At 61.7% G+C, this 19775-nt stretch carries 30 protein-coding genes; 4 read left to right on the top strand and 26 right to left on the bottom strand.

Features of this window, described 5'->3' with window-relative positions:
• Positions 1 to 15 precede the first annotated feature (15 nt).
• The 11 genes from ABNX41_RS20550 to ABNX41_RS20500 all read right to left on the bottom strand — a co-directional run bounded on the left by ABNX41_RS20550 (position 16) and on the right by ABNX41_RS20500 (position 6126).
• A complete protein-coding gene (locus ABNX41_RS20550) occupies positions 16 to 441 on the bottom strand; it encodes a phage tail tube protein (protein WP_438671564.1) in 426 nt (141 codons plus the stop codon).
• Positions 438 to 821 carry a tail completion protein gp17 gene (gene gp17, locus ABNX41_RS20545; protein ID WP_438671563.1) on the bottom strand — a complete coding sequence of 128 codons (384 nt, stop codon included), beginning with the start codon at positions 819 to 821 and terminating at the stop codon, positions 438 to 440. The genes ABNX41_RS20550 and gp17 overlap by 4 nt, the downstream gene beginning before the upstream one ends.
• A gap of 3 nt (positions 822 to 824) precedes the next feature.
• Positions 825 to 1289, bottom strand: a complete 465-nt coding sequence (locus tag ABNX41_RS20540; RefSeq protein ID WP_438671562.1) for an HK97-gp10 family putative phage morphogenesis protein — start codon at positions 1287 to 1289, stop codon at positions 825 to 827.
• Entirely contained in the window at positions 1286 to 1612 is a 327-nt protein-coding gene (locus ABNX41_RS20535; RefSeq protein ID WP_438671561.1) for a phage head closure protein, read from the bottom strand. The genes ABNX41_RS20540 and ABNX41_RS20535 overlap by 4 nt, the downstream gene beginning before the upstream one ends.
• The gene (locus ABNX41_RS20530) at positions 1609 to 2148 is read right to left on the bottom strand and encodes a head-tail connector protein (protein WP_438671560.1); all 540 of its coding nucleotides are present in this window, start codon (positions 2146 to 2148) and stop codon (positions 1609 to 1611) included. Before ABNX41_RS20530 ends, ABNX41_RS20535 begins: the two co-directional genes overlap by 4 nt.
• A 2-nt stretch (positions 2149 to 2150) precedes the next feature.
• Positions 2151 to 2333, bottom strand: coding sequence for a hypothetical protein (locus ABNX41_RS20525; protein WP_438671559.1), 183 nt, complete (start codon positions 2331 to 2333; stop codon positions 2151 to 2153).
• A 48-nt stretch (positions 2334 to 2381) separates the two neighbouring features.
• Complete coding sequence (locus ABNX41_RS20520; RefSeq protein ID WP_438671558.1) at positions 2382 to 3659, bottom strand: phage major capsid protein; 1278 nt, start codon at positions 3657 to 3659, stop codon at positions 2382 to 2384.
• 261 nt (positions 3660 to 3920) lie between these two features.
• Positions 3921 to 4640 (bottom strand): phage antirepressor KilAC domain-containing protein, encoded by a 720-nt coding sequence (locus ABNX41_RS20515; RefSeq protein ID WP_438671557.1) that lies wholly within the window; start codon positions 4638 to 4640, stop codon positions 3921 to 3923.
• Positions 4641 to 4650: 10 nt separating this feature from the next.
• The gene (locus tag ABNX41_RS20510) at positions 4651 to 5094 is read right to left on the bottom strand and encodes a hypothetical protein (protein ID WP_438671556.1); all 444 of its coding nucleotides are present in this window, start codon (positions 5092 to 5094) and stop codon (positions 4651 to 4653) included.
• A 75-nt stretch (positions 5095 to 5169) separates the two neighbouring features.
• A complete protein-coding gene (locus ABNX41_RS20505; RefSeq protein ID WP_438671555.1) occupies positions 5170 to 5790 on the bottom strand; it encodes a BRO-N domain-containing protein in 621 nt (206 codons plus the stop codon).
• Positions 5791 to 5847: 57 nt separating this feature from the next.
• Complete coding sequence (locus ABNX41_RS20500; protein WP_438671554.1) at positions 5848 to 6126, bottom strand: hypothetical protein; 279 nt, start codon at positions 6124 to 6126, stop codon at positions 5848 to 5850.
• Positions 6127 to 6146: 20 nt separating this feature from the next.
• Between ABNX41_RS20500 and ABNX41_RS20495 the strand changes: the two genes are divergently transcribed.
• Both ABNX41_RS20495 and ABNX41_RS20490 read left to right on the top strand, forming a co-directional pair.
• Positions 6147 to 6458 (top strand): hypothetical protein, encoded by a 312-nt coding sequence (locus ABNX41_RS20495; protein ID WP_438671553.1) that lies wholly within the window; start codon positions 6147 to 6149, stop codon positions 6456 to 6458.
• A 169-nt stretch (positions 6459 to 6627) separates the two neighbouring features.
• On the top strand, positions 6628 to 7701 hold the full coding sequence (locus ABNX41_RS20490) for an exonuclease domain-containing protein (protein WP_438671552.1): 1074 nt from the start codon (positions 6628 to 6630) through the stop codon (positions 7699 to 7701).
• Here the strand turns inward: ABNX41_RS20490 and ABNX41_RS20485 are convergent, their stop codons facing one another.
• The 7 genes from ABNX41_RS20485 to ABNX41_RS20455 all read right to left on the bottom strand — a co-directional run bounded on the left by ABNX41_RS20485 (position 7702) and on the right by ABNX41_RS20455 (position 13757).
• Positions 7702 to 8295, bottom strand: coding sequence for an HK97 family phage prohead protease (locus ABNX41_RS20485; RefSeq protein WP_438671551.1), 594 nt, complete (start codon positions 8293 to 8295; stop codon positions 7702 to 7704). It lies immediately after the preceding gene.
• Positions 8285 to 9535 (bottom strand): phage portal protein, encoded by a 1251-nt coding sequence (locus ABNX41_RS20480; RefSeq protein WP_438671550.1) that lies wholly within the window; start codon positions 9533 to 9535, stop codon positions 8285 to 8287. Before ABNX41_RS20480 ends, ABNX41_RS20485 begins: the two co-directional genes overlap by 11 nt.
• Positions 9535 to 11358, bottom strand: a complete 1824-nt coding sequence (locus tag ABNX41_RS20475; protein ID WP_438671549.1) for a terminase large subunit — start codon at positions 11356 to 11358, stop codon at positions 9535 to 9537. The genes ABNX41_RS20480 and ABNX41_RS20475 overlap by 1 nt, the downstream gene beginning before the upstream one ends.
• Positions 11330 to 11776, bottom strand: coding sequence for a phage terminase small subunit P27 family (locus ABNX41_RS20470; RefSeq protein ID WP_438671548.1), 447 nt, complete (start codon positions 11774 to 11776; stop codon positions 11330 to 11332). Before ABNX41_RS20470 ends, ABNX41_RS20475 begins: the two co-directional genes overlap by 29 nt.
• Positions 11773 to 12477 (bottom strand): hypothetical protein, encoded by a 705-nt coding sequence (locus ABNX41_RS20465; RefSeq protein WP_438671547.1) that lies wholly within the window; start codon positions 12475 to 12477, stop codon positions 11773 to 11775. Before ABNX41_RS20465 ends, ABNX41_RS20470 begins: the two co-directional genes overlap by 4 nt.
• Before the next feature lie 62 nt (positions 12478 to 12539).
• Positions 12540 to 13403 carry an HNH endonuclease gene (locus ABNX41_RS20460; RefSeq protein ID WP_438671546.1) on the bottom strand — a complete coding sequence of 288 codons (864 nt, stop codon included), beginning with the start codon at positions 13401 to 13403 and terminating at the stop codon, positions 12540 to 12542.
• 3 nt (positions 13404 to 13406) lie between these two features.
• A complete protein-coding gene (locus tag ABNX41_RS20455) occupies positions 13407 to 13757 on the bottom strand; it encodes a hypothetical protein (protein WP_438671545.1) in 351 nt (116 codons plus the stop codon).
• A 233-nt stretch (positions 13758 to 13990) separates the two neighbouring features.
• On the opposite strand from ABNX41_RS20455, the gene ABNX41_RS20450 reads away from it, so the two are divergent.
• Together ABNX41_RS20450 and ABNX41_RS20445 are read left to right on the top strand one after the other, a co-directional pair.
• Positions 13991 to 14179 carry a type II toxin-antitoxin system HicA family toxin gene (locus ABNX41_RS20450; protein WP_438671544.1) on the top strand — a complete coding sequence of 63 codons (189 nt, stop codon included), beginning with the start codon at positions 13991 to 13993 and terminating at the stop codon, positions 14177 to 14179.
• Positions 14180 to 14229: 50 nt separating this feature from the next.
• Positions 14230 to 14643 carry a type II toxin-antitoxin system HicB family antitoxin gene (locus tag ABNX41_RS20445; RefSeq protein ID WP_438671543.1) on the top strand — a complete coding sequence of 138 codons (414 nt, stop codon included), beginning with the start codon at positions 14230 to 14232 and terminating at the stop codon, positions 14641 to 14643.
• 261 nt (positions 14644 to 14904) lie between these two features.
• Here ABNX41_RS20445 and ABNX41_RS20440 read toward each other — a convergent pair whose 3' ends face one another.
• Genes ABNX41_RS20440 through ABNX41_RS20405 form a run of 8 tightly spaced genes read right to left on the bottom strand, consistent with a single transcriptional unit; the run spans position 14905 to position 19605 of the window.
• Positions 14905 to 15441, bottom strand: a complete 537-nt coding sequence (locus ABNX41_RS20440) for a hypothetical protein (protein ID WP_438671542.1) — start codon at positions 15439 to 15441, stop codon at positions 14905 to 14907.
• Positions 15416 to 16129, bottom strand: a complete 714-nt coding sequence (locus ABNX41_RS20435; protein ID WP_438671541.1) for a hypothetical protein — start codon at positions 16127 to 16129, stop codon at positions 15416 to 15418. Before ABNX41_RS20435 ends, ABNX41_RS20440 begins: the two co-directional genes overlap by 26 nt.
• A complete protein-coding gene (locus tag ABNX41_RS20430; RefSeq protein ID WP_438671540.1) occupies positions 16129 to 16401 on the bottom strand; it encodes a hypothetical protein in 273 nt (90 codons plus the stop codon). The genes ABNX41_RS20435 and ABNX41_RS20430 overlap by 1 nt, the downstream gene beginning before the upstream one ends.
• The gene (locus ABNX41_RS20425; protein ID WP_438671539.1) at positions 16398 to 16778 is read right to left on the bottom strand and encodes a hypothetical protein; all 381 of its coding nucleotides are present in this window, start codon (positions 16776 to 16778) and stop codon (positions 16398 to 16400) included. Before ABNX41_RS20425 ends, ABNX41_RS20430 begins: the two co-directional genes overlap by 4 nt.
• Complete coding sequence (locus tag ABNX41_RS20420; protein ID WP_438671538.1) at positions 16775 to 17572, bottom strand: YdaU family protein; 798 nt, start codon at positions 17570 to 17572, stop codon at positions 16775 to 16777. Before ABNX41_RS20420 ends, ABNX41_RS20425 begins: the two co-directional genes overlap by 4 nt.
• Positions 17569 to 18969: a DnaB-like helicase C-terminal domain-containing protein gene (locus ABNX41_RS20415; RefSeq protein ID WP_438671537.1), complete on the bottom strand. Its 1401-nt coding sequence runs from the start codon at positions 18967 to 18969 to the stop codon at positions 17569 to 17571. Before ABNX41_RS20415 ends, ABNX41_RS20420 begins: the two co-directional genes overlap by 4 nt.
• Positions 18966 to 19382 (bottom strand): VRR-NUC domain-containing protein, encoded by a 417-nt coding sequence (locus ABNX41_RS20410; RefSeq protein WP_438671536.1) that lies wholly within the window; start codon positions 19380 to 19382, stop codon positions 18966 to 18968. Before ABNX41_RS20410 ends, ABNX41_RS20415 begins: the two co-directional genes overlap by 4 nt.
• Positions 19375 to 19605, bottom strand: a complete 231-nt coding sequence (locus ABNX41_RS20405) for a hypothetical protein (RefSeq protein ID WP_438671535.1) — start codon at positions 19603 to 19605, stop codon at positions 19375 to 19377. Before ABNX41_RS20405 ends, ABNX41_RS20410 begins: the two co-directional genes overlap by 8 nt.
• Between the last annotated feature and the right edge of the window lie 170 nt (positions 19606 to 19775).

Raw genomic sequence — 19775 nt, 5'->3', positions numbered from 1 at the left:
GATTATCGCCATGGGTCACTCCCCCTCAGCAATCACAACATCGCCGGTGACCCGGATATTGACGGTCGCGGTCAGGCGATCATCCAGTGGGATCGCTGGGGTGTATTCCTGGATGAACCCGTCGAAGCTCACCGTGACGCCGTTGGGATAGGTGATCCGCATCGGCAACACCTCGCCAGACGCGCGCAGGGCATTGATCCGCTGATCGCTGATCGAGTTCGGTACATAGTTCATTTGAAGCGAGGCCGTGCCGCTGTCGGTCAGGCCCGCGATGAACTCGCGGCGCCGCCCCGGCGACTTGAAGTGCGTGACCTCGACCTCCGAGATCGTAGCCGAGGGCGGCGTGACCTCAAACACCTCGTCCAGTTCTACGAAGGTGGTGCCAGCCGCCGTGGCAGCGATGGCAAAACCGGTATCATACCCGATCATTGCGTTGCTCATGCTTCTCTCCAGATGATGGTGAAATCCTGCGACACCCGGAATGGCCGGTCTGCCGCGCTTGCCTCGTGGTGGTCGCGGATCGTGTCGAGAAACACGCCGAGGATCTGCCCGCCCTTATGCCCGTCCAGAAGCTGGCGCACCGCTTCCGACAAGCCCTTGGCCGATGAATAGCTTGCGCCGTATGCGTCGATCTGAACCCGATAGCGGATAAGGCCGTCCGGCCCCCGATAGTGATGACTGCCGATGCCGCTCACGACGTTCAGCACCAGCGCGGGCAGCGGCGCGCCTTGCGGGTGGACGCCCCAATTGATCCGGGATTGTGGCGCAAGCGCAGACACCGCTGGCGAGGAGGCCAGCAGCGCGCGCAGAGCGATTTCCATGGGTCAGCCTCGCTGCTGATCGCGGGCAGCCTTGCGCGCCGCGCGCTGCGCCTGCTTGTCGATCTCCGACCACATCTCTGTGCCAAGTCGGTTGAGCGTCGGCATTGCCTCTGCATCCCAGGCAGGACGCATGAAGGGCTGCGGCGCATTGTGCTCGTTGCCGAATTCCTGATTGTGCGCGGATGAGAGAGGACCAGCGCCGACAAAGACCTCGACCGCAGCCTTGTCATTCTTGAACATCTTCTTGTGCAGGCGCTTCTGGCGGTCAGAAAGCTTTGTCGAAACATCGACGGACTCTTGCAGATCACCCTCAAGCACCGGCGCATTGGCCCGCGCTTTCCGCGCCATTGGTTCGGCAGCCTCGATCAGCGCGCGGCGCATCACCGCCTTGCGGGTGCTGGTCTTTTCGATCTCAGACAGCGCCTTGTCGAGATCCGCGAAGCCGGTGGTTTTGACGGTCATTTTCATGTGTCGGCCCTCGCGGTGGCAGTGATCTCCAGGCCGCTGCGGCCGACTTCCTTGATGCCCTGAATATCGAAGGTCAGCCCGCTACATGTCAGCCGGTCCTTCGCCGTCAGGCCGCGTGTGAACTCGCTGGAGCGCACAGTGAAGCGGCTGACCACCGTGGCCTCGATCCATCCGGCGGCCGCGCGCTCGGCGTCGGACACGTCTTTGCGGGCGGCCCATTTTGGTGTGCCGTGGTCCACCCATATCTCGACCGATTGCAGGCCGTCATCGACCAAAGAGGCGCGCTGAAACCGAATGCGCCGATTGAAATCCCCGGACTTCACACCCAGGCGCCCCGGCGGTGATTTGCCAGCAGAGCGTCCACGGCCGTCCAGACCGGACGCGCAACATTCTCCCGGGTGGTGAAGCCGTCACCGATTAGCAGGAGCATCGCGTGTTTCACATCGGGCGGACATCCGCCGAAAATGCCGACGACTGTGACCCGCGATCCCGGCTGACGCTGCGGCCATTGCGCCCCATCTGCCAGCGCAATCCACGGCTCCATACCATCGGCGCGCAGGATATAGTTCGCCGCGTCGAGCGTCGTCTCTTCGCCCGCAGGGTTCAGATAGCTGATCGCGGTAATAGCCGTGGCCGGTGCAGCGGGGAGCCTGCGAAAATCCCCAAAGCCATCGCAAGCCCAAGCCATGGCGTGTGTCGCAAACTGGCGGTTGCAATAGGCTTCGACATGCGCTCGGGCGGACGCTATCAGCATTTCGATGCTGACCTCGAAATCATCTTCGTCAGCGAAGATCTGCGCCTGAGCATCCGCCTCGGAGACAGGCTCGCCGGTCACGATATCCGAGACGGGATACCACATGATCAGACCTTCGGCCGGATTTCAGCGACTGGCTTCTTTGTCGCCGTCTCGCGCTTTTCCTCGACAGCGACGGCATAGCCCGCCGAAACAAGGCGCAATGCCTCGACCTCGGGGAAATCCCGCTCGTCACCGGGCGACAGGACGTATTCAGGACCGGCCATCCCGATCAGTGCTTTGATTTTCATGGCTCTCTCCAAATGGATGAGGCGGGTCCGAAGCCCCGCCCCAAGGGCTTACGCCATGATCAGGTGCTTGATGGCGGCGGTGTCGCCCAGCTCACCATCGAAGCGGATCAGCCCGGCGATACCCAGATCCGGCCAGAAGCGTTCACGCAGCACGCCGATGGCAGGACCGCCGACCTTGCGCACGAAATACTTGCCGAAATCGCCGAAGATGATCGGCTTCGCGCCGGTGGCGATGGACGCCATGGCCTGGTTGACCTCATACATCTGACCCAGCAGCGTGCCGGGAGTGCCCTTGGTCACGTCACCCATCTGCCACAGGAAGTTGCCCTGCCCGTCCTTGAGCTTGCGGATCGCGGCGAGCGTGGTGTCGTTGAACATCCATCGCACTTTGGGCGACTGGCGATAGGCCGGATCGACAGAGTGCTGAAGGTCGATCAACTCGTCCGCCGTGATCGCGGCGGCGGCAGCGGCGGTCTTGCCCAGCGTCGATGCCGTGACCACGCCGTTCGGCGCCGATGCCCCCGATCCGGTGGTCAGTTGCAGGTTCGCGATCCGGCCAAGGCGTTCGCCCAGCAATTCCGCCAGCAGGGTCTCGACGTTGAATGCCGAGTCCTGCGCCAGTTCCATCGAGAACCGCAGGAACTCCGTGTCGAAGACGTAGCTGTCCAGCGACTTCTGGCCGATGGTCACATCCTTGCTGCCATCGTCGGTCAGGGCAGTGCCTTCGGTGTGCGCCCCGGCGGTGACGGCGGTATCGTCCACGGTCGGGATCTTGATCGGGTTGCCCGATGCGGTCTCGAACACCGTGGTGATGGCGCCGTCATACATCGGCCCCCACGCTTTCATGCTCCTCACGATCATGGTGGCAAGTTCGGTCGGGACGAGGAAGCCGCCCGCCGTGGTGGTGCCTGCGGTCTGGGCACGGGTCTCGCCAACGGTCACCGTGGACCGGCGCAGGATCGCGCGTTCCTCGCTGGACATTTCGCCCATGTCGCCGCCCGCCTTGATGAAGCGGTGGAACACGTCGCGATATTCCATCGACGGACCGTCGCCTTCCGAGCGGCCTTCACCCTCGCCAGGGTTCGGGCGGCGCTTGTCGCGCTGTTCGTCCTCGACCCGCCTCACGCGCGCTTCGGCATCGGCCAGCTTCTGCTCACGCTGGATCTGGGCTTCCAGCTTGTCGAACTCGGCCATGGCCGTGTCGTGCTGGGTCTCCAGTTCTTTCGCGCGCGCCTCGTCGGTCGCTTCGTTGATCTGGTTGAGGCGCTCGCGCGCTTCTTCGGTGATGCGGGCCTGTTTGGCGCGCAATTCCTTGATGACAGACATTTGTCACTCCAAGAAAAAACCGCCCCGAAAGGCGGTTGTTCTTGGGCCGGGAACGCTCATCGTTCCGGCTTTACTCCCGTTAGGGGTGCTCACCCGCGCCGCAGCGTCTGGGTGGTAGTTTCGTTGGTTCTCCGGCATTCGGGGTTGATGGCTGCCTGAGAGGTTTCATTTAAGCTCCGGCGTTTGGGGTTGATGAGATGAGCCAGCCCCGGCCCGCTCTCCACAAAAAGGGCCGTAGGGGCGGGGCTGGCGGCGGTTGGATCAGGCGATGAGTCTGGCCGTGGGATGGATCAGTTTCGCCAGCACGGACAGGCCTTTCGCTGTGATGCGGACCTGCTCGGTGATCTTCTCGGAGCCGTCCGCCCGCAGCACGGTTGTGGTCTTGTGTTCCAGCAGGCCCTGATTGCACTTCGTCTGGAAGCCGAGCCATGTCGGGCTGTTGGCGCGTTTGTAGATCCAGCCGTTGTGCGACAGCCAGTCGAACAGGTCTTTCGGGCGGATACCGAGGTTCTTCGCCGCCTCGGTGATGTTCAGGCTGCCTTCTGCCTTGGTCAGGCGCTCATGAGCCGCTACGTCCTCCCGCATGTCCTCGACCTTGGCTTCCAGCGCGATCACCTTCTCGGTGTAGGTCAGCAGCAGGCCGCGCATCGCCGCCGGGCTTTCGAGGATCTTGGACGGGTCGAAGGCCTGCGCCCGGCTTTCCAGTTCCATCCAGCGGTCGATGATCCGCTTGCGCAGGACCACGTTGTAGCCCGCGACCAGCGTCAGGGTCAGGTCTTTGGGGAGGAGGTATTCGGTTTGCTCGCGATTTCGGGCGTCCCGGTAGATGTGTCCAAAACTGGACGCATCGACTTTCAGCCCTTCGCACATAGCGTCGATGTCGCGGCGCACATGCTGGTGCTGCTTGTCGCAAAGCTCTGCGATCTCGCGCGACGACATGCTGAGGGGCTGCGGCCCCGTGGTGATGATGTCGGTGTTCATGCTGCGCTCCTCAATCTATCCAGCGCCCACGGTCGAGGCGGATGCGTTTCACGACGCGGCCAGCGATCACCTCGTCGGCCCGTTCCTTCGGGACGTAGAAGTGGTCATCCGAGCCATAGACGTTGATCCCGACCTCCTTGCCGCCGGGATTGAACACTTGCACGGCGGCGAAACGGCCATCGCGCAGGAGGTGCATATCGTCCCATGGTCCAGTGCCCGGCAGGACCAGAACCATATCCCCGGCTTTCAGGGAGTAGTGGGTGGCTGCAATCGGACCATCGAGAACATGGAGGAACGGTTTCTCAATGACTTGTCCGGGCATAACGGCGCTGGCTATCGCGGGCCTTGCTACGAGGGCAGATCCAAGGGCGACAAGCGGCGCGCCCATCAACAGGTTGCGGCGGGTCAGCCCTTCAGAATCAAGGCATGCGGCATTAGTATGGTGGTTAGCCATTCTCGATCTCCACAACGGATCGGTTTCGGTTAGACCGCGTTAGGTGTTGCTGCACCTTGCGCGGTCGTTTCGTTTTCAGTCGGCGGGATCGACCTGTGGCACCAGAACCATCCGCATCTGGCGACCGTTCTCGACCAGTTCGACGGGCGGGACCGGGAAACCCAACTGCGGACCGATCCACTGCGCGGGCATGATGCCGTAAAGCAGACGATACATGTCCACGATCCCTCGTTTGGTCCGCATTTCTTCCATGGACCAATCCGGGAACGGGCGGCGCTCGGCATCCTGCGCGACTTCGCCCTGTATGGCATAGGCCCCGGTCTTGCGGATCGATGGCACGACTTCACCCATCACCCACTTGCGGAAGCGATGTTGGGACGTTCCGGGCGTCATGGCGAGGCGCGAGCGCACGATGAGCGTGTAGAGGCCGCCTTCGGAAACGATCACCACCTGCTGCTCACCGCCAAGGGTATCTGTTGAACATATACCCTTTTCGTCGGCGTCGAAGTTCTCGACTGCCTGCGACACGTTCTTGATCCCGAGGATGGCGCAGGCATCCTTGGCAACGAACCAAGGATCGTCGCCGATCTCGATCACGCGCATCATGTGCTCGTCCTCGAAAAGGAACGGGCGGATGCTGACAGAGCCAGCGGCTTCAAACTTCCTGCCGCCGACGTTATGTTCATGGATGGACACGCTGATTTCCTTCTTGGTTAGCGTGTTTTGGTTTGACCGCGCGTCAACGCGGTCGGCTCATTCGGCAGCGGCGGGACTGGCTCCAACCTCACCCACCGCTGCCGCCTCGTCGGACTTCCAGCCCGACCCTCGTTTCAGACAGTGAACAATCTCACCGCTGAACGATCTGTCATTCTTTGCCGCACTCGCCTTGAGCAGCGCCCGCAGCGTTGCGGGGACCGCGATGGTGATGCGGTGCATTTCCTCACCTTCAAACATGCGCTTCCTTTCACCAATATGGTGAACATTAGCTTTCACTGATTTGGTGATCAAGGCTTTTCTTGCACCGATCACCAAATTTGTGCACCTATCCCGCCATGGCCAAGCAAGACGACTACACCCGCTACACGATTCGACTTCCCACGCCCCTCTACGAGCGGGTGAAGGCGGCGGCTGGCGAGGCGTCTGTGAACTCTTTGATCGTGCAGGTACTGGAGAAAGAGTTCCCCGCCAGCGAGATCACCCACATCGCTCTGTTCACAATGCTGGAAACCATGCGATCTATTGAGGACAATGCTGAACGGGCAAAAATTTTAAGGATGTTCCAGGACTTCCTGCGGGCGTGCGGCCCCCACATCACAGTCACAGAGGACCACGATGGGGAGATACTTTTGGAGACGCCTACTTAAGCTATTCCAGCGGCTGACCTGCCTTCAATGACAAGGTATTCCCCGACCCTCCCACCGACGACTGACACCCTACCGCCGCCCCCCCCTACGTCCTGATGTTCTCCAATGTTCTGGATGGACTCACGGCCTCGTGCCCGCCGACCCTGCCTGAAACAATCAGGAGGGAATCATGGGGTGGCTCAAGCGGTTATTTGGTCGGAAGGATGAGCCCGAGGCGCATCAAAATCCAGCCGAAGAGCCTTCACTGTCATTCACTGTCTCGATTGGCGACCATACCGAAACTTTCGATATCGAACTAACCAAGGAGCAGGCGGCAGCATTGGCCGATGCGCAAGAATATCGGGACAACCACAAGCCCGATCTTCCCGCCCTTCCGGATGGCCCCTTCCGCTTCATCGCCTTGGACGTTGAAACCGCCAATGATGATCCTGCCAGCATCTGTCAGATTGGCCTCGCCTTCGTCCGGCTGGACAACTCAATCACCACTTGGGCCACCTATGTTGACCCTGACGACTATTTCTCTCCCTCAAACACGGCGATCCATGGCATCAACGAGGACACTATCCTTAATGCCGAAGCACCTTTCTTTGAGCACGCGCTCGCGCATATTGCTCCCGCGCTGAAAAATCACACCGTCTTCCAGCATAGCGACTTTGACCGCCGCTGCGTCGCCGCCGCCTGTAGCGCCTGCGATATCGATGTGCCCGCCATCAAGTGGGCCGACAGTGTGCGGGTTGCTCAGCGCGCGTGGCCTGAACTGAAAGGAAATGGCGGGCACGGCCTTGCCAGCCTTCGAAATTACCTTGGCTTAACCTTCCGCCACCACGACGGCGAAGAGGACGCCAGAGCCTCGGCAGAAGTCGTCCTGCGGGCAGAGGCCGCAACCGGCGCAACCTTTGATGACCTCACCATGCCAGCAAGAAAGAAGCACGCCTACACCCCCAAGATCACACGGGAAGCCAGCCCGACAGGATCGCTAATAGGGCAAATCGCTGTATTCACCGGGGCACTAAGTATGTCGCGAGAAGATGCCGCCAACATTGCCGCCGCCAACGGCATAACGGTGGCGGCAAATGTCACAAAGAAAACCACTATCCTTGTTGTTGGTGACCAAGACCTGACCGTGTTGGCGGGCCACACGAAAAGCTCTAAGCACAGAAAGGCAGAAGACCTAATCCAAAAGGGACAGTCGATCAGGATCATCAGCGAGACAGAGTTTCTTGCTTTGATCACGACGAATTAATCAGATCCCGCGCTGGCGGAAATCCACGCCAAGCTTCATCGACCGGCGCAGAGCCGCACCGTTGAAATTCGCCCGGCGCCGCTCTTTTCGCGCATCATCCAGCGACCGCAGCGCGATGGTCGTGCCGTCATACGCAGGCTCGCTGACAATCGAGACCTCGCGCAACTCGACCGCAAGAATGGTCCGTTTCGGTTTATCCCCGGTCTCGTCCCATTGCTCCCTGGTCACACGGAACCCGAAGGACATACCCTTCACGTCGCCGCGCTCGATCAGCGCTTTCAGGTCGCGCCCGTCCGAAGTGTCGGGCAGGTCGATTTCCACGGCCAGCCCCTTGGCATCCTCGGTCACCCGCAGCGTTCCCGACGATACCCGGCCAAGGATGCGCCCCCGGTCGTGATCGAAATACGCCAGCACATCCGCAGATTTCAGCGTCTCGGTGAACGCACCGAAGGCAATCACCTCGTCGAAATAACCGCCAATATCGGCCACATCACCAAAGACAGCGGCATAACCAGCCACCGTCACCTTGCCATCATCATCCGCGCGGCGCTCGACCGGCAGGACGACAGAGCGGATTTCCGCATCACTCGACATTCTGCTCTCCTGCATTTTCAGCCTGCGGCGGCTCAATACCGCTCGCGGGTGTCCCAAGCGGCACGATAGCGCCCTGCACCAGCAGGTCGTTCGCCACCGGGTTCGGATGCTCGGCCCGGTTCGACAGCTTCCGCGCCTCGTTCGGCGTCAGTTGCCCGGTCTGGATCGCGCGGGCCAACGCCTCCATCCGGGATTTCAGATCTCCACGTAGCAGGCCGTCAAGATTGTGCTCGACAAACCGCTTGTCCGTCGCCGCGCGACCGAACAGCTTGAGCGTCATCTCGCCCTCCAGCTTCTTCGCCCATTGCCCGATCAAATGCTTGACGAAGTGGAGGTCCTGCTGCTCGGCATTCGAAAACGTCGCCCTGCTGAGATCTTGCATGAACACCGGCGGCAGTTGGTAGGCGCGCGCAATTTCCTCGGTCTGGAATCGCATCGCCTCGACCATCTGCCCCTTGGCCGGGTCGTAACCCACTTGCTTCAGTTCATGACCTGGCGGAATCGGGAACACCGGCTTGTTCGACGCCTTCGCCGCGTCGATGGCCCGGCTCATGTCGTTCATCGACCGCTTGAGGCCATCAGAGCCCTGCGGCAGCGGGCCGACCAACGCCAGGGGAGGAACACCGCCACCGGCGAAGAAACTGGCCCCGTATTCCGTCATCGCCAGCGCAAGTTGGATCGCCTTCCGCGCCTGAGTGATCGGGCTGTAATGGTCCGTCGCGTTGGCCTTCAAAGCGAACGGAACGTCGATCACCTCGGACGAGTCATAGGTCACGCCGTCATGAGTGTAGGTTAGCCGCATCCCCTTCCGCGCGATCTGCGTCTTGCGCGGGTTCATCGGCCAGATGTTCTCGACTTCCCGGCCCTTGCGTTCGATATATGCCAGCCCGCGCCCGGTCGTGAAAACCTGCATCCAGAAGTATTCACGAAACCGGAACGAATCCATTTCCTCGTTGGGAAACTCATGAACCGTCATAGCCGTCTTGCCGGTCAGCCGAACCGAACCCTCCGCTGCATCCCGATAAGCATGGAGCGGCAACGCCGCCAGCGTCCGTGATAGGAACGTGACCGCAGCCCAGACCGGCATGACCGTCAGCGCATTGTCCACCGTGACCGATGGAAGCGAAGCGCCCGACTGGCCGAACAGTGCGAGAACACCCTCCGGTGTTGCTGCGGCATAGACTGTCTCGGCCGTCGCCTCGCGGGCTTCGGCCTTGCGTCGAAAATTATACCAAGCCATCAGCCCACCAAGGAGAAGTTCGGATCATCCCAAGGCGAAGCCGCCGGGGAATGTGCAGTGTCCGCGCGCGCCGTGGCTGCGCCAACCGCCATCGCAAGCGCCACGGCCATATCGATCCGGGCCGTCGCTTTGCTTTTCACAAAGCGCCGAAGGTCGGCGGGGGACCGGTCAAATGTCGCAGACATGACCGCCGCCCGCAGCGCCGGGTTGATATGGACCCGAATCCGGCCCTCAAGGATCAGTGTCTCCAAAGCATCGATGCTACCTGGCATCCAGAGCGTGATCTCTTCACCATCGGGTGCAGTGCGCTTGCGTTTCATCCAGCCCTGCGGATGGTCCAGCATGGGGAAGCTGGCGCCCATATCCTCGCAGGTGCCCTCAAAGTCCGCGATCAGCCAGTTGTCATAGGCCACGAAATCCAGATCAAACCTGTCGTGATCGTCCATCAGATCGCGAGCAATGAAGTCCAGCCGGGTCTTTTTGCCGGGCACCGCCGTGATGAAGCCCGCATCCGCCCAGAGATCGTAGGGCGCTTTATCTTTCTCGGCCCGCGCCATCATCGTGTCTTTTGGCGTGTATCCGTGGACGAATGCGACAAAGCGCGGCTGCCCGCCGGGGATATCTTCGCCGGTTTGCTCATCCACACCCGCCTCGGTGAAGCCATCTTCAAACACTAGCGCTTTCGCGGTCAGGTCAGCTTTGGCCGAAAGGTCAAGACCAGCGACACAACGACGACCAACGAAGTCTTCGATGTCGAGGCTTTTATCCTCAATCGACTCCCAAGATGAGCGTGCGATCCATGCCGTTTCTGCGTCCGTCCATTCGCAAAAGTGCAGACGACGAATCCCGTTCGCCTTGGCCGGGATATCATTGGCCTGCTTCACCTGGAGCGCCAGATATGCCTCGGTGATCGTCACCCCCAGCAGAGGATTAGCCTTGACCCAGACCGCCGGATCCTTGAACGGGTCATCTCCTTCATCCAGCGCGCAGACATAGCTGAACGTGGTGTCGTCTTCGGTTTCGCCCAAAGCTACCGCTGTAGCGTGTTCGCGCTCTTGCCAGCAGATCGACTTTCGATCACTGCCCGAATTGGTGATCATGATCAGCATGGGCTGCTGGCGGAATTTGAACCCGCGCTCCAGGATCTCGATCACCCCGCCATCGGGATGCTCATGAACCTCGTCGCAGAGCGCAAAATGCGGTCGCGGCCCGGAGCCGGTCTTCTTGGTCTCCCTTGAAACCGGGCGGAAGAAGCTGCCCGACTTCATATGCGCAAGGTTATATTCGCGCCCTGGTCCGCCGCTACGCCGGATCTTACTGGGTCCAAGCGATGGCGCCTGGTCGCACATCTTGACCGCATCCCGGAACAGGATGCCCGCCTGGTCCTTGGTTGCGCCCGCAGCATAGATTTGCGCCCCCGCCTCGCCGTCTGCGATCATCGCATAGATGCCGATGGCACCGACCATGGGTGACTTGCCGTTGCCCTTGCCCTGCTCGATGTAAGCGCGGCGGAACCGGCGAAAGCCATCCGCCTGCTTCCAGCCGAACAGGGAGCCGCATATGAACTTCTGTGATGGCTCCAGCTCAAATGGGATGCCGTCGAATTGTCCCTCGCTCAGCCGCAAAACCCTGCGGCAGAACCGAAAGAACCGCTCGGCAGCATCGACATCCCAATACAGCCCCCGCGCTTCACCCTCCTCCAGATCGCGCAGGTGCCGGGCACAGGCCGCTCGCACGTACGGCCCCGCGACGATCTCCCCCGCCACGACCGCCAGCGCATAGGCGCTCGCCTCATCAGTTGAAGAATTCGGCCGTCGGGTCATCGTCATCTTCATCGGCGGCCGAAACGCGGGTCCGGGCGGAAGGACTTGCGCCAAACTCCGGCAGCATCTTTCGCAGAAATTCACGCGATTGCTCAACCTTGACCAACCACGGCGATTTCTGGACCATCCCATTCGGCGTCATCACCATCGCGCCGTCGCTTTCGACCCGCGCCTGCGCCACCTCCATATCCACCCAGGCATCACAATAGAGCCGGAGCGCGCGCCGGTCAGAGCGTGTCAAGACCAAGCCCCACTCTCCGGCCAGTTCAGCCCAGATTTCTTTCGCTCTGTCCGACATGGACGGAAAAGGCGCGCCCAACGGACGCGCCCCCATCTTCTTGTTCTCGGACTTCCCCCGCGTCGGCACCCCGGTCAGTTTCTGGACCTCGACGGGCGCGGGTTTCCTGCCTCGCGTCATCTCAACGAAACCTCGCTCATCACCCCGATACCCTCGCGTTCCGCCCGCTCCGTCAGGGCCTTGCGCTTGAGAGCCTTGAGGGCCATCGCCGCGCCAGCATCGGACTCGAACCCAAGCCCAAGCTGTTGGGCAGCGAAAATATCATCCACCATTTCCCGCATCTGTGTGAACAGGTCCGCATCATCCGCCGCGTGGAAAAACTCGATCCTGCTATTCTGGTTCAGATTCGCACTGGTCAACGCCACCACTCTCCAACCATCGTCATTCCAGAGCAGCGAAAACTTTGCGTGGGTTGCGGCAACCCGGATCGAAGCATCCCCGAACCGATCCCGGAACGCCTGACAGATCGCAGGCTGCCGGTTCTGGAACGACCGATCCACGATCCATTCGCAAGACAAAATCCGGTTTTCACCGATCCACCGCTCAACGCGATCCAGATCAGCCGCAGCCGCAGCCGCAGTCCAAGTCGCGATTACCCCATGACACGGGCCAATGTAATCGGTCAGCGCGTCGATCCAGTCCACACTGGAAAAATCGCCGCCAGAAAGCACGATCACCTCGCGACCGCGCCCGAAATCATTCTCTGCTAGGATCGACGCCGCAGTTTCACCCGCAAACCGCCGAACCGCTTTTCTCCGCCCCGAAACCGCGCGACCCGCCATGCTGAAATCTCCAACTAAGACGTTGATATTGTAACGCAATCACGGCATAAAGCGAAGTAAAATCAACCCCCCTCCGGTTTATTTCGTCACTGAGAAAGTTTTTATCCCGTGCCGCCGGTCCCTGGCAAAATGCCCCTGGACTTCCCCCCTCCCCCCCCAGGGGGCCGATCGGGGGTCTGGATGGGGGGGGTCCGCTCCCACCGACGAACAGCCTCTGACAGGCCTTCTATTGCCTCTGCGCGGGCCGGGTCTGCGGCGATCCTCGCAAGGCACTGGTCAGCCGTAGCCTCAATCACGACCAGCGATGCCTTTGGCCCCAGTGCGTCGATCCATGCGGCGCGCTCCACTTTCGTGATCGCGGTCACGATCAGCCATGCCCGGCCCGCAGTATCATCGGCAAGGGATCTGATCATCATATCGCGGTAAGCCATGGCCTTGCGGATGATGCTCTCGCTCTGATCGTATGGCTTCCCACCGACCCTGACCTTGATCTGATCGAGATCGATCACCTTGTCACCGCCTTTTGCGTGCCGGGCGACATGCGTCGTCTTGCCGGATGCTGGCGGGCCGCAGACCACAAAGACCGGGATGCCTGAAGGCCGTACACCATGCGGGATGCTGTAACCCAAGACCTTCGGTTCTATCGGCCAGCCATCCTCACCAATGCGGCGGCGACCTTCCTCTCTCAGGGCAGCTTGAGCCTCAGCACCTTCATGCGCTGTCTTCTCCGCATGGCAGCGCTTGCAGAGGGCTTCCAGATTGTCGAGGTCGTCCGTGCCACCCTTAGACTTCGGGATGATATGGTCAACAGCATGGGCGTGGCCGGCCTTCCCGGCGCGCAGGCATTGTTGGCAGAGACGACGGTCACGACAGAGGATGATCTCGCGCAGCTTGTCCCAGGCCGCTCCATATCCTCGCTGGTGCCGGGTTCCTGCCTTGCCGCGCCAGCCGCCGGGGGCTTTCATCGGTCAGTCGGCAAAGGCTTCGATATCTTGCAGATCAGCACGGACCAGTGACCGCCTGGGGAAGCTACCGCTCACACCATCACGGCACCGGGCGCAGCGGACATATCCGTTTTCAACCCCTGCCAGCACAACCATCTGTTTCCCGTCGAAGCGGTCGCGGACAACATCGCCCGTGCGCAAGGCATCGTCCCGCATCTCGATCTCGCACGGCACCGTCATGATGCGACCGGCCAGCCCGATCAGCCAGCAGGCCAGCTTCGTGCGGATGGTGAAGCTGCGGGGCATGCGGAGGTGCAAGACCATGCCGGTCATGATCTCCCTCGTGGAAATGATGAGATTGTCAGTGTCAGCCATCCCGGCCTCCTGTGATTATCCCGCCCCTTCCGCAATTCCTCGCCAAACGAACACCCCGAGGGGCCGACCTGCGACGGAGTTGACGCCCGCTGTCCCGCGGGCGCATTGCGGATGTTCCGGCCGGGCGGGGAGAGCCGGGTTAGGCGCAGGCCGATTATACACACTTATTTGCGCATTAACGCTTGACGCCCCGACCAACAATGTGTATATATTTACACATGAAAGGAGGGGCGATGGAGCTAGAAACAAACTCCCGAAAGCTCCTGAAGGTTCTGAAAGACGCAGGGTTCGAGGAAGTGTCCAAGCGTGGATCACACCTCAAGCTTCGGAAAGGGGATCGGATCGTGATCCTGCCGCATCCGAAGAAAGATCTGCCGCTCGGAACCGTCAGGAGCATCTACCAGCAGGCCGGGCTTCTTTAGCCCGGTCTACCCATCGCCCCTCTACACCGAAACAACCACGGGCACTTATCATGCGCTACTACATCGCTATCGTTCATCAGGATGGGGACAGCGCCTTTGGCCTGACCTTCCCCGATCTTCCCGGCTGCTTTGCGGCTGCCGATGACTGGAACTCTATCCCCGCCGCTGCGGCTGATGCCCTTGACCTATGGTTCGAGGATCAGCCCGACGTGGAGCCTTCTTCTCTCGATGCGCTCCGCAAGCGCCCCGATGTGGCTAAGGCGGTCGCGGCTGGCGCTGTCCTTCTGCCGGTCCCTTACATCCCGGCTGACACTGCCGTGCAGCGGGTCAACATCACCATGGAGCGTGGATTGCTCCGGGCGATCGATGAAACCGCGAAAGAGCGCGGCATGAACCGCTCGTCGTTCCTTGCCTCCGCAGCGCGGCGGGAACTCGTCAGGGCTGATACCGCTGGCCTCCGTTAAAAGCCGGGGGCCATCCTCCCCCTTGTCTGCCGGGTCCGTGGCAGGTCTCAACCTCCACGGCTTTGCAAAGGCGGGGCTGCGGCAGCTTCCCCTTGTATTCTTGCGGGAGAGGCCATCCTCCCGGCCTGCTGGTGCAGGACTTCAGACCGGATGCTTGCGGTGATCAATCCGCGCAGAGCCGGAGACTAAAAACGCCAGAGGGCAGGCCATTCACCCGCGCCTCTGGCGACAATGCCACAGAATCATTTTTGGACGATCCTGTCAAGCGATAGCGGATAGGCCGTTCCGCAACCTCTGCATATGGCGCTCTCGCGTGCTAGGGTTGCCATGCCAGATCGGCAGATCGTTCAACACGACCCGCTGCACCACCGGTCGGCAGGCGGTCGGCAACTTTGCCCATTGCTCCCGGAAATAGCGCCGGGCATCGACGCGCGCCGCCTGCGGATCGAAGTCGCCACGAGACCGAACGCCCGACAACGCAGCCAGCGGGTCGCGTTCCCGCATGCCCTCGGCCGCCATAAGCAGCCGCTCGGCGGCCGCCACTTGCTCCGGCGTCAGCCCACCCTTCTCCCCGTAAATCCGCACCCAAGAGTGCCGCCGCTGACGCAGGACGCCGTTCGGGTTTGGCGTCTCCCTGCCTGTCTCGGGGTCGATATCGGTTGCAGGCTCCGTCCGCAGCCGATCCATATTTGCCGGGCCATCGGCGCCGCGATCCCATTGTGAAGGCGTGCCTGGCAGCGTAACTGGCTTGGCCTTGCCTCGACTCCTACCCTTACTCAATTTGCGCCGCTTGCTCATATCCTGCCCTCGCGTGTATCCCGTGCCGCGAAGGCTCCAGCCTCGAAATCCGCCCCGGTTGCGCCCCGGTTGCGCCCGCCAGCGCACCGGGGCCTCCTTGTGAGCGCACCCGCTTGTCCTCGGCGCGATAGAGCGCATCGAGGCGCGCAGTCAGGGCTGCCAGCGCCTTGCCTGTCTCGTCGCCGATCCGTTTGATTTCCGACCGGATGGCTTCAGCTTCCTCATTCCCGGCAGGGCCGAATTTTGCCGCCCTGATCTCGGCAACCCAGCCCGGCATGCAACCGCCGCCCACGGCTTCCGCCACCGTCGCATCGGTCTCCTGCCCGGTGTAGCGCTTGGCCTTGCGGTCATAGGCAGACGACAAAGCAACGATTATATCGACTTCCTGCTCCGGTGTCGGTCGCCGGATTGCCGGGACGGATGCGGTTTTAGTCTCTGCCACTTTGGCCTCCCTCTTCGCCGAATTAACGGCCTTTCTCTTCGCTTCACATGCAGGGCAATGATGCGCCCCTTTTACTTCCGACCAACCTTGCGCGGTAATTTTTCGCCTAATCTGACCTTCATTCGGGGTCCACTCCTGAGACTTGGATCTATGGTAGTCGCAGGTCACGACTTCTCGACGCATGCATATGTCACAGATCACCGCCGCTCGATTGACCCCCTTGCCGTCGATTGCCTTGATGCCCATCAGACCCACCCCGCGATAAGCCAGGTGAAGGAAACCACGGAGCCTGCAATGATGAGGCAGGACCAAAGCGCCTCATCCATGGCGCGATCCCCACGTTCTCGGTAGGCTTCGGCATCGGCCATGAGCCCGATCAACATCCGCTGCGTCCTCTCCTCGCGCTCGATGATCTTGACCAGCGCCAGAGCCGTGTCCCGGTCGAGGCGGATTGTGACGCCATCGGGATGGAGGGCGGCCGCCACGCGCAGACGCTCAGATAGGGTGAGGCCGATCATTCGCCCGGCTCCGCCAAGTCGGCCTTCTCCCAAAGCTGCGGCTTCGTGCCGGGGATCCTGCGGACCAACCCTAGGCCCTCCAGGACGTGAAGGCGGGCGCCGATTGTCTTGATGTTCCGGTCCGCCGCCTGTGCGATCTGCTGGACGGTCATCGGCCCGCGCAGAGCGGCGAGGACGTTGTTGTTTGCCCCGTCCCGGCGGTCGCTGTGCGTCGGGAACACCTTGTTGGTCTCGCGCCACGGGCCGCTCCCTGCGCGCTTGGCGTCCTCGGCCATGGCGCGGGCCAGGGTGGTTTCGTCCATCATCGAAATGGGGTGAGGGTTGGTCATGCCGCCGAGGCGTGGCATCGGGCGGCGGGGGAGCGTCAGGTGGTTCATTTCCCGGCAACCTTTCTGAGATAGGCCAGCTTCCGGTCGCGCTCGGACCCGACGCCAGCAGCACCGGCCATCGGCACAGGCGCGGATTTGCGGGCGAGGTATTCCGCCATCGGCTGGGTGAAATATCCGAAGCCCCTCGGCTTCCAGTCCGGCAGTTTTGCCCGCTGCCGCTGGCAGACATCGCGGATCACCCCGATCTGCTCAGAAACCGTCAGACCCATCTCGGACCATTTCGCGGCCTCGGCCATGTCGGACATGCCTCCGATGAAGGCGCTCGGGCCTGACACGCCGCCAGGACCGACCCCCATCGCATCGAGAAACCTTTCCCGATCTGTCGGATCCTGCTCAGAGGCAGTCTCAGCCAGCGCCTCGCGCGTTACTGCTACCTCTGGTTCTGGTTCTGGTTCTGGTTGCTTAAGCGATGCTTTAGCATTGCTTGGATTGGTTTCTTTCTTTTTCAACGCCTTAGCGGTTGCACCCATTTTACCGGCGTCTGATTTCCTCTGATGTGCTACCGATTTCTGCACATGCTCCGAGAGCAATCTCTTGCTCCATATCTTGCCTCGACCGGTCGTGAAGAACTCCGAGAGGACGGCCCGAACGGCGTCTCGCTCATCGTCCGATGTCGCGCGCAGCTTCCGCATAATCCACGCCTCATCGTTCGGCAGCTTGCACCCCGGAGAGCGCCAGCACAGCCGCAGGAGGCGGTTGTATGCCCCATCCTCCAGCATGGTCAGGTGAGCGGTCGCAGCCTCGTAGTCGTCGATGAACAGGGGGAGGTATGGGAGGCTCATCTTTCGCCGTCCTCCCAAATGAGGTTGATCGCCGGGTTGAAGCGCACCTTGGCTGTTCCGATCTCGCCCTGGCGCTGCTTCGCCACGATGATTTCCAGCCGGTTGCGGGCCTTCTCCATGGCGGCTTCCCACAGACCCATGGCCTCGATGTCATCGACATCTGACGGCTTCTCACGCTCGACGTAGTATTCATCCCGGTAGCAGAAGAGCACCGTGTCGGCGTCCTGCTCCAGCTGGCCGCTTTCGCGAAGATCGGCCATCACCGGGCGCTTGTCTTCCCGTTGCTCGACGGCTCGGGAAAGCTGCGACAGGGCGATGACCGGGATGTTCAGTTGCCCGGCCAGCGATTTGAGCGCCATGCTGATATTGGTGATCTGCTCATAGCGGGTCCGACCGTCGGCCTTCAGGAGTTGCGCGTAGTCGATCACCAGAAGCCTGAGGTTCCCGTTCATGGCGCGCTGGACCTGCTTCGCCCCGGCGACCATCGCTCCAATGTCCGAGAACTGGCGAGACAGGAACATGATCGGCAGCTTCTCGACCTCCTTTGAGGCCGCCATGAGGCTATCGACGTGATCTTGGTTCATCTCGCCGCGCCTGATACTGGAATAGGCCACCGCGAACCGCTGCTGCGCCGTTTGCTCGGACAAGGCCCTCAGCGCCATGGCCTCAGGGTTCATTTCCAGAGATGCGATGCAGACACCCTGCCCAGCCCGGGCCGCGTTCAACGCCAGAGACAACGCCACGCCGGTCTTGCCCATGGAGGGCCTGCCACCGATCAGGATCAATTCGCCCGGGTAGAAGCCCGATACGATCCGGTCCAGTGCAGTGATGCCGCTGCGCACGGCATGCGTGTCCTCGCCCCTGAAAGCAGCGGATGCCTGCGCCAGCGCCCCGGCGACGGCCAGATACATGGATACCGGGCCGCCCTGACCCTCTGACGGAGCCATTTCGATCAGCTGGGTCTCGATCTTCGCCGCGATATGCGCCGCGGGCTCGTCCCCCCGGGCGATTGCAGCCTGCGCATCGGCCATGATCGAGCCGAGGCGGCGCTTGTGGTGCAGATCGCGCAGGATACCGACATAGTGCGGCATGTGCGTGGCCTGAGGCGCAGCGCCAGCGCACCGGACCAGATAGGCGGGGCCACCGAGATCCGCCAGACCTTCATCCGCAGACATGGCCGCCTTGATGGTCACCGGAGACACCAGTTCGTCGCTCCGGGCCTTTGAGGCGATCACGTCGAAGATGCGCGCATGGACCGGATCGAAGAACAGATCCTGCCCTCCCGCCTTGATGACATCCCCGATACGGTCTGCGTTGTGCAGCATGAGCATCCCGAGGACGATCTGTTCGGCCTCGACCATCTGAGGGGCGTCCTGAATCTTGGCCACGGCGTTCATGATGCCCGCTCCGTGATCCGAATGCCCCATTTCCTCAGGGCGGATCGGGCGTCATCGACGCTGCGACACACCGCAAGCGGAATGCTTTGCCTCGCCAGTTCCTCCGCGACCAGCTGCTGGATCTTGGACAGCCCCTGACCCGGCCGCTTGACCTCGATGCAATAGCCGGAGCCATCCACGTAGATCAGAAGATCGGGGAACCCCGGCTTGACGGCCATTGCCTGACCCCGGGCGCCGTCGATCTGACCAGCCCGCCCGCCGCGATTGCCCTCATTGCGCACGTGCATGAGCATATGCCCTTCGGGCAAGATCCGACGCAGCTCCGCGACGATCTCGATATGGATCTGGTCTTCGGTCTTTGCAGCCTGGACCGCATTGCGGTATTCATCGACAGACAGGCGCATTTCACGCATCGGATTCGCTCCGCAGGATTTCCGTTGTGACCGCCCGCAGCCGGGCAGCAATGTCAGAGGTCGAGCGATGCTTGCGCCGGGCTTCCCGCAGGGCGTCGATCAGCCTCTCGCGCTCGGCTTGCAGGGCTGTGGTATGGGGCACGCCACCACGCTTCGGCCTCAGCCATGTGTTCAGCGCACGAGGAAACAGAGCCGCGATCCGGCTGGCCATACGGAGGGCCAAGGTTGATCGAGCAGGGCTTCCCGCAGCGGCCGCATTTGCGTTAGCGTGGGGCATGGGTCATCCCTCCGCCTGGAGCTGGTAATCTTCCGCGCGCTCAAGGCGCTTGCGGCAGGGCGGTATCCAGCCGAACTCGGTCGGCCCCTTGTGATCTGACGTCCAGACGATCCAGC

It is taken from the genome of Pseudogemmobacter sonorensis (genome assembly GCF_042762395.1).
Taxonomy (GTDB): Bacteria; Pseudomonadota; Alphaproteobacteria; order Rhodobacterales; family Rhodobacteraceae; genus Pseudogemmobacter; species Pseudogemmobacter sonorensis.
Note: the sequence above shows the minus strand (reverse complement) of the source record. Positions and strands in the feature narration are given on the sequence as shown.

Excerpts from the sequence above, each read along its gene's own strand:
- ABNX41_RS20550 (WP_438671564.1), bottom strand. The coding sequence starts at position 441 with ATGAGCAACGCAATGATCGGGTATGATACCGGTTTTGCCATCGCTGCC.
- gp17 (WP_438671563.1), bottom strand. The coding sequence starts at position 821 with ATGGAAATCGCTCTGCGCGCGCTGCTGGCCTCCTCGCCAGCGGTGTCT.
- ABNX41_RS20540 (WP_438671562.1), bottom strand. The coding sequence starts at position 1,289 with ATGAAAATGACCGTCAAAACCACCGGCTTCGCGGATCTCGACAAGGCG.
- ABNX41_RS20530 (WP_438671560.1), bottom strand. The coding sequence starts at position 2,148 with ATGTGGTATCCCGTCTCGGATATCGTGACCGGCGAGCCTGTCTCCGAG.
- ABNX41_RS20525 (WP_438671559.1), bottom strand. The coding sequence starts at position 2,333 with ATGAAAATCAAAGCACTGATCGGGATGGCCGGTCCTGAATACGTCCTG.
- ABNX41_RS20520 (WP_438671558.1), bottom strand. The coding sequence starts at position 3,659 with ATGTCTGTCATCAAGGAATTGCGCGCCAAACAGGCCCGCATCACCGAA.
- ABNX41_RS20515 (WP_438671557.1), bottom strand. The coding sequence starts at position 4,640 with ATGAACACCGACATCATCACCACGGGGCCGCAGCCCCTCAGCATGTCG.
- ABNX41_RS20510 (WP_438671556.1), bottom strand. The coding sequence starts at position 5,094 with ATGGCTAACCACCATACTAATGCCGCATGCCTTGATTCTGAAGGGCTG.
- ABNX41_RS20495 (WP_438671553.1), top strand. The coding sequence starts at position 6,147 with ATGGCCAAGCAAGACGACTACACCCGCTACACGATTCGACTTCCCACG.
- ABNX41_RS20490 (WP_438671552.1), top strand. The coding sequence starts at position 6,628 with ATGGGGTGGCTCAAGCGGTTATTTGGTCGGAAGGATGAGCCCGAGGCG.
- ABNX41_RS20485 (WP_438671551.1), bottom strand. The coding sequence starts at position 8,295 with ATGTCGAGTGATGCGGAAATCCGCTCTGTCGTCCTGCCGGTCGAGCGC.
- ABNX41_RS20480 (WP_438671550.1), bottom strand. The coding sequence starts at position 9,535 with ATGGCTTGGTATAATTTTCGACGCAAGGCCGAAGCCCGCGAGGCGACG.
- ABNX41_RS20475 (WP_438671549.1), bottom strand. The coding sequence starts at position 11,358 with ATGACCCGACGGCCGAATTCTTCAACTGATGAGGCGAGCGCCTATGCG.
- ABNX41_RS20470 (WP_438671548.1), bottom strand. The coding sequence starts at position 11,776 with ATGACGCGAGGCAGGAAACCCGCGCCCGTCGAGGTCCAGAAACTGACC.
- ABNX41_RS20460 (WP_438671546.1), bottom strand. The coding sequence starts at position 13,403 with ATGAAAGCCCCCGGCGGCTGGCGCGGCAAGGCAGGAACCCGGCACCAG.
- ABNX41_RS20455 (WP_438671545.1), bottom strand. The coding sequence starts at position 13,757 with ATGGCTGACACTGACAATCTCATCATTTCCACGAGGGAGATCATGACC.
- ABNX41_RS20450 (WP_438671544.1), top strand. The coding sequence starts at position 13,991 with ATGGAGCTAGAAACAAACTCCCGAAAGCTCCTGAAGGTTCTGAAAGAC.
- ABNX41_RS20445 (WP_438671543.1), top strand. The coding sequence starts at position 14,230 with ATGCGCTACTACATCGCTATCGTTCATCAGGATGGGGACAGCGCCTTT.
- ABNX41_RS20440 (WP_438671542.1), bottom strand. The coding sequence starts at position 15,441 with ATGAGCAAGCGGCGCAAATTGAGTAAGGGTAGGAGTCGAGGCAAGGCC.
- ABNX41_RS20435 (WP_438671541.1), bottom strand. The coding sequence starts at position 16,129 with ATGGGCATCAAGGCAATCGACGGCAAGGGGGTCAATCGAGCGGCGGTG.
- ABNX41_RS20430 (WP_438671540.1), bottom strand. The coding sequence starts at position 16,401 with ATGATCGGCCTCACCCTATCTGAGCGTCTGCGCGTGGCGGCCGCCCTC.
- ABNX41_RS20425 (WP_438671539.1), bottom strand. The coding sequence starts at position 16,778 with ATGAACCACCTGACGCTCCCCCGCCGCCCGATGCCACGCCTCGGCGGC.
- ABNX41_RS20420 (WP_438671538.1), bottom strand. The coding sequence starts at position 17,572 with ATGAGCCTCCCATACCTCCCCCTGTTCATCGACGACTACGAGGCTGCG.
- ABNX41_RS20415 (WP_438671537.1), bottom strand. The coding sequence starts at position 18,969 with ATGAACGCCGTGGCCAAGATTCAGGACGCCCCTCAGATGGTCGAGGCC.
- ABNX41_RS20410 (WP_438671536.1), bottom strand. The coding sequence starts at position 19,382 with ATGCGTGAAATGCGCCTGTCTGTCGATGAATACCGCAATGCGGTCCAG.